Origin of the sequence: Jiangella rhizosphaerae, from assembly GCF_003579925.1 — a bacterium.
GTDB lineage: Bacteria > Actinomycetota > Actinomycetes > Jiangellales > Jiangellaceae > Jiangella > Jiangella rhizosphaerae.
On sequence record NZ_QUAL01000060.1, the window covers coordinates 1 to 11,112 of the forward strand.

At 72.0% G+C, this 11,112-nt stretch carries 7 protein-coding genes and 1 pseudogene; 5 read left to right on the top strand and 3 right to left on the bottom strand.

What is annotated here, in order from left to right; translation table 11 throughout:
- The 3 genes from DY240_RS07555 to DY240_RS07565 form a co-directional block, all read left to right on the top strand.
- On the top strand, positions 1–941 hold a 941-nt coding region (locus DY240_RS07555), incomplete at its 5' end, for a carbohydrate ABC transporter permease (protein ID WP_199701028.1).
- A gap of 7 nt (positions 942–948) precedes the next feature.
- Positions 949–1,812, top strand: a complete 864-nt coding sequence (locus tag DY240_RS07560) for a carbohydrate ABC transporter permease (RefSeq protein WP_119659339.1) — start codon at positions 949–951, stop codon at positions 1,810–1,812.
- Between the two features lie 46 nt (positions 1,813–1,858).
- On the top strand, positions 1,859–6,112 hold the full coding sequence (locus DY240_RS07565; protein ID WP_158602771.1) for an Ig-like domain-containing protein: 4,254 nt from the start codon (positions 1,859–1,861) through the stop codon (positions 6,110–6,112).
- A 147-nt stretch (positions 6,113–6,259) separates the two neighbouring features.
- Here DY240_RS07565 and DY240_RS07570 read toward each other — a convergent pair whose 3' ends face one another.
- Both DY240_RS07570 and DY240_RS07575 read right to left on the bottom strand, forming a co-directional pair.
- A complete protein-coding gene (locus DY240_RS07570) occupies positions 6,260–6,991 on the bottom strand; it encodes a GntR family transcriptional regulator (protein ID WP_119659340.1) in 732 nt (243 codons plus the stop codon).
- 10 nt (positions 6,992–7,001) lie between these two features.
- The gene (locus DY240_RS07575) at positions 7,002–7,889 is read right to left on the bottom strand and encodes an amidohydrolase family protein (protein ID WP_158602772.1); all 888 of its coding nucleotides are present in this window, start codon (positions 7,887–7,889) and stop codon (positions 7,002–7,004) included.
- Positions 7,890–7,959: 70 nt separating this feature from the next.
- On the opposite strand from DY240_RS07575, the gene DY240_RS07580 reads away from it, so the two are divergent.
- The gene (locus tag DY240_RS07580; RefSeq protein ID WP_119659342.1) at positions 7,960–9,813 is read left to right on the top strand and encodes a hypothetical protein; all 1,854 of its coding nucleotides are present in this window, start codon (positions 7,960–7,962) and stop codon (positions 9,811–9,813) included.
- Positions 9,810–10,718, top strand: a complete 909-nt coding sequence (locus DY240_RS07585) for an aldo/keto reductase (RefSeq protein ID WP_119659343.1) — start codon at positions 9,810–9,812, stop codon at positions 10,716–10,718. Before DY240_RS07580 ends, DY240_RS07585 begins: the two co-directional genes overlap by 4 nt.
- On the opposite strand, the pseudogene DY240_RS07590 reads toward DY240_RS07585, so the two are convergent.
- Positions 10,685–11,112 (bottom strand): annotated as a pseudogene (locus DY240_RS07590) (Nif3-like dinuclear metal center hexameric protein); the annotation flags it as partial. The gene DY240_RS07585 and the pseudogene DY240_RS07590 overlap by 34 nt on opposite strands.

Consider the following 11,112-nt stretch of genomic DNA (forward strand, 5'->3'; position numbering starts at 1 on the left):
GGGCGGACGGCGACCCGCCCGCGCCGGCTCCCGGCCACCATCCCGGCCCGGCCGCCGCCGTCCGGCGCCGCCGGCTGCGCGACGGCGCACTGAGCCTCGGCATGCTCGCCCCGGCCGTCCTGGTGTACACGGTGATGACGATCGTCCCGGTCGTCGTCGCGCTGTACCTGAGCCTGACGGACTGGAACGGGTTCTCCGACGCCACCTTCATCGGCGTCGAGAACTACGCGCGGCTCTTCGACGACCCCGGCATCAGCCGGGCCTGGATCGTCACGTTCGTCGTGGCGGCGTTCGGCTCGGTCGGCATGCTCGGCCTGGGCCTGGCCTACGCGCTGCAGCTGAAGGACCGGTCGCGGACGAACTCGTTCTTCCGGGCGCTGGCCTACTACCCGCACGTCATCAGCGCGCTGATCCTGGGCTTCCTCTGGAGCGCCATCCTCGGCACGAACGGCGCGATCAACACCACGCTCGAGCGGTTCGGCATCGGCCCGGTCGGCTTCCTGTTCGACGAGACCCTCGCCGTCGTCACGCTGGTCGGCGTCATCGTGTGGGCCGGGTTCGGGTTCAACGTGGTGCTGTTCGTCGCCGCGCTGCAGACGGTGCCGTACGACCTCATCGAGGCCGCGCAGATCGACGGCGCGTCCCGGCGGCAGATCAACCGCCGGATCGTCGTGCCGATGATCTCGCCGGTCGTGACGGTCGCGATGGTGCTCAACCTGGTCGGCCTGATCAAGGTCTACGACATCGTCGTCAGCCTCACCGACGGCGGGCCGGCCGGGTCCACCGAGACCATCGCGTACGTCATCCTCAGTCGGTCGTTCGCCAGTACCGACGTCGGCTTCGCGACCGCGCAGGCCGTGGCCCTGATGGTGGTGTCCGCGGTCCTGTCCGTGCTGGTGACCGCGCTGCGGAACCGCCAGGACCAGGCCGCGGCGAACTAGGAGCGATATGGCCCTCTCCACGACCCTCACCCCGGCGGCGCGCCGGCGGCCGCCGGTCACCCGGGTGGTGCTGCTGGCGGTCCTGTTCGTCGTCATGACGGTCCCGGCGTACCTGCTGCTGGTGAACAGCTTCAAGTCGCAGCACGACATCCAGAGCAACCCGTTCGCGATCCCGTTCGGCGGGCTGACGCTGGAGTATCTCGAGGCGGCGGTCACCAGCCCGCAGTACAACGTGCTGCGCAGCTACGGCTTCACCCTGTTCCTGGTGGTCTCCGTCGACATCCTGTGCATCGCGTTCGCCGGGCCGGCCGCCTACGTCATCGCCCGCAGCCTGAAGCGGCGGACGCAGATCCTGCTGCTGTACTTCCTGGCCGGGACGTTCATCCCGTCGGCGGCGCTGATCGTGCCGCTGATCTACGTGCTGCGCTCGATCGGTCTCGGCAACACCGTGACCGGGCTGATCCTGCACGACGTGGCGATGACGCTGCCGGTGAGCATCTTCCTGTTCGTCGGCTTCATCCGCACGATCCCGCGCGACATCGACCACGCCGCCGCGATCGACGGGGCCGGCCGGTTGCGCACGTACTGGCAGATCATCTTCCCGCTCACCCGGCCCGCCGTCGTCACCGTGCTGATCCTCAACTCGATCGGCATCTGGAACGACTTCATCAGCCCGCAGGTGCTGCTCACCCCCGGTTCCGGCAACTACACGGTCACCACCGCGATCTACGCCGGCGTCAGCCAGTACTCCACCGACCTCACCAAGGTCTTCCCGAACCTGCTGCTGGCCATCGCGCCGGTGATCATCTTCTTCGTCTACATGCAACGGCACATCATCAGCGGCCTCACGGTCGGCGCGCTCAAGGGGTGACCCCGGTCGCCCGTTCCCTGCACCGAGCCCAGAAAGGAACCGCACCATGAAACGCCTCTTGCCCATCGTCGTGCTGGCGTGCCTGCTGCTCGCCGGCCTGCATCCGGCGGCCCAGGCCGAACCCGCGGCGGCCGAGCCCGGCGCCGTGCTCTACGTCGCCCCGGACGGTGACGACGCCCAGGACGGCACCGCGTCCGCTCCGCTGCGCACGCTCGAGGGCGCCCGCGACGCGATCCGGCGGATCAAGGCCGACGGCGGACTTCCGACCGGCGGCGTCACCGTCTATCTGCGCGAAGGGACCTACGAGCGGACCTCGTCGTTCGTCCTCGGGGAGCAGGACTCCGGCACCGCCGAGGCCCCGATCGTCTACCGCTCGTACCCCGGCGAGACGGTCCGGCTCAGCGGCGGACGGCAACTCGACCACGACGACTTCGTCCCCGTCACCGACGATGCCGTGCTGGGCCGCATCATCGACCAGTCCGCCCGCGACGACGTCCTCCAGATCGACCTCGCCGCCCTCGGCATCACCGACTACGGGGAGGTCAGCCGGCACGGCTACTGGAAGGCCAACGACGTCTCCAAGGTGCCGCCGATGCAGCTCTACGTCGGCGGTCAGGGCATGACGCTGGCCCGCTGGCCCAACGAGGGCACCGTCCAGATGAACGAGATCATCGACCCCGGCCCCACCGTCGACGACCCCGACCTGCAGGAGCGCGGCGGCACGTTCAGCTACACCTACGACCGCCCCCAGTACTGGACGCAGGCGGAGGACGTCTGGCTGGACGGCATCTTCGGCTACAGCTGGGAGTGGTCGTACAACCAGATCGCCGCGATCGACACCGAGGCCAAGACCATCACGTTGCGCTACGGCGAGATGTCCGGGCTGATGAAGACGTGGTACCCGGACTTCCACTTCGCCGAGAACCTCCTGGAGGAGCTCGACGCCCCCGGCGAGTACTACATCGACCGCGCGACCGGCGTGCTGTACCTGATGCCGAACGCCGCCTTCCGCACCCGCAGCGGCGACGTGACGGTGACGATGCTGAAGGAGCCGATGGTCCGGGCCGAGAACGCCTCCTACATCACCTTCGACGAACTGGTCATGGAGTACGGCCGGGCCACCGCGGCCACCGTCCTCGGCGGCAGCAACGTCACCTTCGCCCACAGCGACATCCAGAACTTCACCGACGGCGGCGTGTACATCAACTCGCCGGGCCGCTACGTGTACGACGGCATCCCGAGCGGCTGGGACGGCCGGAACCACGCCGTCGTCTCGTCGCACCTGCGCCACCTCGGCGGCGTCGGCGTCGTGCTGAACGGCGGCGACGAGGACACCCTCGAGCCGGGGAACAACCGGGTGGAGAACTCACACATCCACGACTTCGCCTACTACCACAAGGCCTACAACCCGGGCGTCATGTTCGACGGCGTCGGGAACGTGGCCCGCAACAACGAGATCCACGACGCGCCGCACCCGGGCATCATCGTGCACGGCAACGACCACCTCATCGAGTACAACGACATCTACGACATCTGCAAGGACTTCCAGGACCTCGGCGCCATCTACATGAACGCCGGCATGACGCCGCACGAGCGCGGCACCGTCATCCGGCGCAACTACTTCCACCACACCGGCGAGGGCCGGCACGGAGTGGAGGGCGTCTATCCGGACAACCTCACGATGGGCCTGACCATCAGCGAGAACGTCTTCTACCGGATGGGCAACGACGCCATCAAGAGCGGCTCGGGCGACTACATCATCGCCGAGAACAACATCTTCGTCGACACCTTCGTCCCGTACGACAACTACGAGATGTGGATGGGCGACCAGCCGGGCAACAAGGTCGACACCGACTACATGCCGGCGTGGGAGAAGCTGTTCGCGGAGAACGACGGGTTCGTCGGCACGCCGTACGCGGAGAAGTACCCCGAGCTGTTGCGCTTCTTCGACGAGAACCACTACTACCCCGAGCACAACCGCTTCGCGAAGAACCTCACCTGGAACCCGACGCTCACCCCGTCCGGCGATCTCAACGAGCACGGCGCGCGCGATGTGCACGACCTGATGACCTACGCCGACAACTGGGTCGCCGACCAGGACCCCGGGTTCGTCGACTGGGAGTCCGGCGACTTCCGGCTGACCGAGGACGCCGCCGCGTTCGACCGGATCCCCGGCTTCACCCCGGTGGCGTTCGAGGAGATCGGCCCGCAGGGCGTCGTCGGACTGCCGCACGGGCCGCAGACCGTCCCGCTGACCGGGCTCTACCTGCCGTCGGACACGTTCACCGTCGAGCTCGGCGCGACGGTGCCGTTCCGGGCCGAGCCGGTGCCGTGGAACGCGACCAGCCAGGCGGTGACGTACGCGAGCAGCGACCCTGCGGTCGCGACCGTCGACGCCGACGGCCGGATCACCGCCCTGGCGCCGGGCGAGACCACCGTCTCGGTGGTGTCGGCGGACGACCCGGCGATCAGGGACGAGGCGGTCGTCACCGTGGCCGACGGCGACGGCGTCATGCACGCGACCGACTTCGAGTCCGGCGGCAACGGCTGGCCGGTCGACCCGAACCGGAGCATCGTCGCCGACGACACCGGTAACCACTGGTACCGGATCCTCAACGGGGCGAACGGCCGGCTGCCGCGCGAGTTCGGCGACTACGTGCTCGACTACCGGGTCAGGACGCCGGCGGTGGTGCCCGAGGGCGCGGTCATGATCGTCTACGACCGCAACAGCGCCACCGGCAGCGGCTACATCCGGTACCGGCACACGGCCGCCGGCCCGACGTGGACCATCTACGACGGGCAGTGGGGGACCGTCCGCGAGGTGGTGCTGCCCGCGGGCAGCGGCTTCCAGCCGGACACCGTCTACGACGTGCGGGTGGTGGCCCGCGGTCCGTCCGTCGCGGTCCTCGTCGACGGCGAGGTCGTCGTCGAGGGGGAGAACCCGGCGCACCCGGAGTCGGGCAACGTGGGCTTCTACGTCGAGGGCTTCAGCCACCTCGACATCGACGACGTCGTCATCTCGCTGGTCCCGACGGCGGTCACCGGCATCGAGGTGAGCCCCGTCCAGCTGACGATGGAGCCCGGCGAGAGCCAGGCCGTCACCGCGTCGGTCAGCCCGCCCGACGCCACCAACCGGCGGGTCGACTGGAGCTCGTCGGCGCCCGAGGTCGCGACGGTCGACGCCGACGGCACCGTCCGGGCGGTGGCAGCGGGCACGGCGACGATCACGGCGGCGTCGCAGGCGAACCCGGAGCTGACCGCGACGGTCGCCGTCGAGGTCACCGCCGCCGACCACCCGGTGATCGCTCTGGACCGGCAGCTGTCCGACGCCGCCGGCTGGACGTCCTCCGACGCCGTCGACTTCGACGAGGGCACGGTCCGGGTCTCCGCGAACGGCGTGTACGGCTACCAGGGCGAGCGGTTCGGGAGCGGGCTGCTCCGCTTCACCGCGTCGATCGGCGAGTTCGCCGGCGGATGGTACGGCTTCGCCGTCCGCTCCGACCGGACCGGCGACCCGACCTGGGTGAACGGCAACAAGGGCTACCTGGTCGTCATCAAGGAGGACCAGATCGAGTTCCAGAGCTGGAAGCCGGGCCAGACGATGATGGACGTCATCCCGAACACCGCGATCGAGGCCGGCCAGGAGCACGACATCGAGTTCGGCGCCGTGACGGTCGACGGCGGCACCCGGCTGGTCCTGCGGGTGGACGGCGTGACGGTGTGGAGCGGCCTGGACCGCGACGCCGCCAACCCGATCGCCGCCGACGGGTACCTCAACGTCTACCACTACGCGGGCGGCGACAACGCGATCCGGCTGACGCCGTCGGAGGGGTCCGCCGTCGTCACCGGCATCGCGCCGATCGAGGGCACCGGCTACCAGACCCAGTACCGCGTCGGCGAGCCCCTGAACGTCGACGGGCTCGCGGTCGAGGCCACCTGGAGCGACGGCACCACCACCGTCGTCCCCGTGACGGCTGACATGGTGAGCGGGTTCGACAGCGCCGCCGTGACGGCGGAGCTGCCGCTGACCATCACCTACGAGGGCGCCACGACCACCGTGACGGTGTCCGTGCAGTATCGGACCGACCCGGTCCACCGCGTGACGTTCGATGCGGCGGGCGGCACCCCGGTCGGGGTGCGCACCGTCAAGGCGGGGACGTCCCTGCGGGTCCTGCCGTCGACGACGCGGGACGGCCACCGGTTCGACGGCTGGTTCACCCCGGCCGGCGTGCCGGTCACGGAGGCGACCCGGGTGTACGGCCCGCTGGCGGTCATCGCACGGTGGACGCCGTTGGAGTGAGGCCGCGACCTGCCGAAGCGCGCGGCCATCAGCTTGGCAAGGCTGACCGCCCTGAAAACCGGGACGAATCGGACAAGGGGGCGACGGTGCGCCTAGCCAAGAACATGGTCGACCTTGCCAAGGCGGGCCACGGGTCGTCGTGGGCCGTCAGCCGGTGGGCGCGCGCTTCGCCCGGGTGGCGCGGCGGTCGGGGACCGGGCCGCGGCCGGCGGCGTGCTCGGCGAAGGCCTGGCCGGCGGCCTTCGGGTCGCCCTCGCGCAGCAGCGCGACCAGCCGGCCGTGCTCGTCGGCCATGGCCTGCCAGTCGCCGTCGAACAGCGGGTCGGCGATGGCGCGCAGCGTGCGCAGGCTCGGCTCGAGCACGCCCCACATGCGGGTCAGGAACGGGTTGCCGGCGGCCTCGCCGACCGTGGCGTGGAAGGTGATGTCGGCGTCGCGGAACCGGCCGAGGTCGCCGCGCGCGACGGCGTCGTGCATCTCGCGCACGAGGTCGTCGAGCCGCGACAGCTGAGCGGGGGTGATGGCGGTGGCGGCGAGCTCGCCGGCCAGCCGCTCCAGCGGCTCGCGCACCTGGCGCGCGTGCTCGACGTCGCGCTCGGACACCTCGGCGACGAAGTTGCCGCGGCGGGGGATGTGCTCGAGGACGCCCTCGCGGGCCAGCCGCTTGACCGCCTCGCGCACCGGCGCCTGGCTCACGCCGAGCCGGCGGGCGATCTCGGACTCGACGACGCGCTCGCCGGGCCGAAGGTCGCCGTCGATGAGCGCGGTGCGCAGCAGGTCGTACACCTGGTCCGACAGCAGTGCCGGGCGCAGCCGGTCCTTGCCCGCGAGGGACGACGCGAATCCGCCCTCTGGCTGGGTGGTGCCATGCACTGCCATGCCATCCCCATCAGTCATCACGAGTGAGCTCCGTCCATCGTGCCACTTCATCGGTTCGTCGTCCGTACACCCGCAGCGCTGTGCCGTGCCGCACCATCGCGCGGCCGTCGGCGGTGAGGCCGTCGAGGGCCCGCGCCGACGCGGCCAGCGACGCCGCGCGGGTGCCGGCCGGCAGGCAGATCGGCCAGTCCGAGCCGATCATGCACCGCTCCGGCCCGACGGCGTCCAGGGCCGCGGCCACCAGCCGGTCGACGTCCTCGAGTGCGGCCCCGCGCTGCTGCGTCAGCAGCCCCGACACCTTGACGACGACCCCCGGCTCGGCCGCTGCCGCCGCGAGGTCGCGCAGCCAGCCGCCGGGATCGGCGAAGGCGACGTTCGGCGGGTTGCCGAGGTGATCGAGGACGACGACCAGGTCGCGGTGCCGCGCCGCCAGCTCGGCCGCCGTCCGGACGGCGTCGGCGTGCAGGTTCAGCTCGAGCGCGACCCCGTGCTCGGCGAGCACCGGCAGCAGCGCCGGCACGCCCGGCGGGACGTCGGCCCACGTCTGGCCGCCGGCGCGCATGCCGACCGGCCCGTCGGCGCCCCAGCGGCGCAGCAGAGCGGCGAACTGACGGGGCGAGCGGCCGGCGTAGCAGTGCAGGTTGGCGACGTAGCCGGCGATGAGGTCGGGACGGCGCCGGGCGGCGGCTCGCAGCGCCGCGGTCTCGCCGGCGTCGCCGCGGGACGCCTCGACGAGCACCGACACGCTGACGCCGGTGCCCCGGCCGGATGCCGCGAGGTCGTCGAGGCCGAAGGCCCGGTGGTGCGGTGAGCCAGGACGGATCCAGCCGAAGCCGCGCGCGGGGTCCCACAGGTGCACGTGGCAGTCGACCACGGGCGTCTTGACAGGCGTGCGCACCGGACCACAGTATGACGCAATCGGTTATCGATCAAAGATAATCGCCGCGAATCGCTTTGTGAGGTGCGCAGTGCTCGTGTCGTCCCGGCGGCCGCCCGAGATCCCCGAGTGGGCCCGGCTGCAGCGGCTGCTGTTCGCCCAGCAGGACAAGGCCTGGCGGGTGTTCGCCGAGCGCTACACCACCGGTGACGGCCGGCTGGTCTTCCAGGACACGCTCGGCCAGGGCTCCGACGACCGCGACGGCGTGGACGACTTCTACGAGGCGTTCTTCAACTGGCCGATGCTCTACGTGCTCGGCGGCAGCGACGACCTGCTGGCCGCCACCGAGCGCCACTGGGCCGGCGTCACCGCGCAGCTGACCGAGATGGGCATGCTGGTCGACGGGTTCGAGCGCGGCTACGACTGGTTCCACCAGGGCGAGAGCCTGTTGTTCTTCTACGCCCGCTGCATGGCCCGGCCCGGCGATCCCGGCGTGCGGGCGCTCGCCCGCCGGTTCGCCGATCTGTACCTGCCGGGCGGTCCGAACTACGACCCCGAGCACCGCGTCATCCGGGCGCCGCACAACGGCGCCGCGGGCCCGCGGTGGGGGTTCGGCGACCACGAGGTGGCGTTCCCGTGGAGCCTCGCGCTGCGGCCGTACGGGCTGCCGCTGGACTGGCTCGGCTACGAGTCGTTCGACGAGCTGGTGGCCGACCCCGCGAAGGCGCGCGCCTACGGCCGCGAGATGTGGGACCGCATGGGCCGCGGCGACACGTTCGCCAACGTGCTCTCCACCAGCCTCGCCGTCCATGCCTGGCTGCTCACCGGCGAACAGCGCTACGCCGACTGGGTGGCCGAGTACGTCGGCGCGTGGCGCGACCGCTGGGCCGGCGGCCCGGTCGTCCCCGACAACGCCGGGCTGAGCGGCCGGGTGGGCGATTACCTCGGCGGACGGTGGTACGGCGGCCACTACGGCTGGTCCTGGCCGCACGGTCTGCAGTCGATGGCCTGCGCCGCGGTCGTCGCCGGCAGCAACGCGGCGTTCGTCACCGGCGACGACGCCTTCCTCGACCTCGCCCGCAACCCGTTCGACGCCGCCATGGAGCAGGCCGAGCGCCGCCGACCGGACGACGTCGACTCCGTCACCTCGCGATGGACGCCGCACCTGGCCGGGCTGGGCGACCGGCCGACGCTGATGGTGCCGCACCGGCGCGGCGACGCCGGCTGGTTCGACTGGAACATCCCGCCGACGCAGTACCTGATCTGGCTGTGGCACTTCAGCCGCGCCGACGAGGACCTGCGGCGCGTCGAGGCGCTGCGCGCCGGCGCCTCGTGGGACTGGAGCGCCGTCCACGACCAGCGGACCAAGGAGGAGAACGGCCACGAGGAGCCGTGGTTCGAGTACCTCGCCGGCCGCAACCCCGGCTACCCGGTGCGCGCCCTGCGCAGCGCCCTCGCCACCAGCGCTCAGCGGCTGGACGAGATCGCCCGCGACGACACCGACCCGGTCGCCGGGCCGTCGGCGCTGGACATTCACCTCTGGCAGAACCGCAACCCCGTCGTCACCGAGATCCTGCTGCAGCTGACCACCGGCACCCCGCAGGTGCTCTACAACGGCTCGCCGGCGCACCTGCACCTGCGCTGGTTCCACGGCGACGGCGTCCGGCCCGGCCTGCCCGACGACGTCGCCGCGCTCATGACGTCGATCGACCCGGATCGCACCGTCGCGGACCTGGTCAACACCGGCGACCAGTCGCGGACGGTGGTCGTCCAGGGCGGCTCGTTCGCCGAGCACCGCATCCGCACCGTCGCGCTCGACGACGGCCCGGCCGAGGAGGTCGGCGGGCCGCGCGTGACCGTCCGGCTGGAGCCGCGGGCCCAGGCCCGCCTCACGCTCGGGCTGACGCTGCGCGCGACGACGCCGACGCTGGTGGCGGGCGCATGACGGTCACGTTGCCGCGCCTGGGCATCGGGACCGCGGCGTTCGGCGGGCTGTTCACGCCGGTGGCGGAGGCCGACGCCCTCGACGCGGTGCGGGTCGCCGCCGAGCTGGGCGTGCGCTACTTCGACACCGCGCCGCGCTACGGGCACGGGCTGGCCGAGCGGCGGCTGGCGCGCGGGCTGCGCGAGTCCGGACCGTCGGACGCGGTCGTGTCGACGAAGGTCGGCTGGTTGCTGCGCGACGGCCAGACTGTCGTGCCCGACTGGACCGAGCGCGGCATCCGCGCGTCCCTGGAGTCCAGCCTGGAGCGGCTCGGACGCGACCACGTCGACATCGCGTTCATCCACGACCCTGACGACGCCGCCGACGAGGTCCGGCGCACCGCCTACCCGGCACTGCGCCGGCTCCGCGACGAGGGCGTCGTGCGGGCGATCGGGTTCGGGATGAACCACGCCGACCCGCTGGCCGCGTTTGTCGGCGAGTTCGACGTCGACGTCGTGCTGGTCGCCGGCCGGTTCACCCTGCTCGACCACCGCGCCCTCACCACGCTGCTGCCGGCCTGCGCGGCCACCGCGACGCAGGTGGTCGTGGGCGGGGTCTTCAACACCGGCCTGCTGGCCGAGCCGTCGGCCGCGGCGAAGTACGACTACCGGCCGGTCGGCCCCGACATGCTGGAGCGGGCGCTGCGCTGCCAGGAGATCTGCGCCGGCTACGACGTCGCGCTGGCCGCGGCGGCCGTGCAGTTCCCGCTGCTGCATCCGGCGGTCACGACCGTGCTGGTCGGCTGCCGGTCCGGCGCCGAGGTGGCCGCGAACGCCGCGGCGGCGGGCCGGGAGATCCCGGCGGATCTGTGGGCGGAGCTGGCCGCGGCCGGTTACGTCCCGGCCGAGCTGCTGACCGCCGTGTAGGCGTCCGGCGTCTCGACGAAGTGTACCGGGACGTCCGGGACCAGCGCGGCCAGCCAGTCGGCGAAGAACCGCATGCCGGCCTGCTCGGACGGGATGTGCCCGGCGACGACCAGTCCCGCGGGCGTCCCGCCGCGGCGGGCCAGCCAGGCCGCGTCGGTGGCGTACGACCCCGTCTCCCACTCGTGCGCCTCGCCGATGACGACGGCGTCGACGTCGGCGCGGCGCAGCAGCGAGCGGTTGCGGGCGAAGCCGCGGTTGCCGAGGTCGAGCCCGACCCGGGTGACCGGCAGGGCGGGGTCGCCGACGAACCGCGGCGCGCGGGCGCCGAGCGCCGTCGCGACGTGCGCCGCGAGCGCGCCGAGCGTCGTCGGCGCGACGGTGCACAGCGCGACCC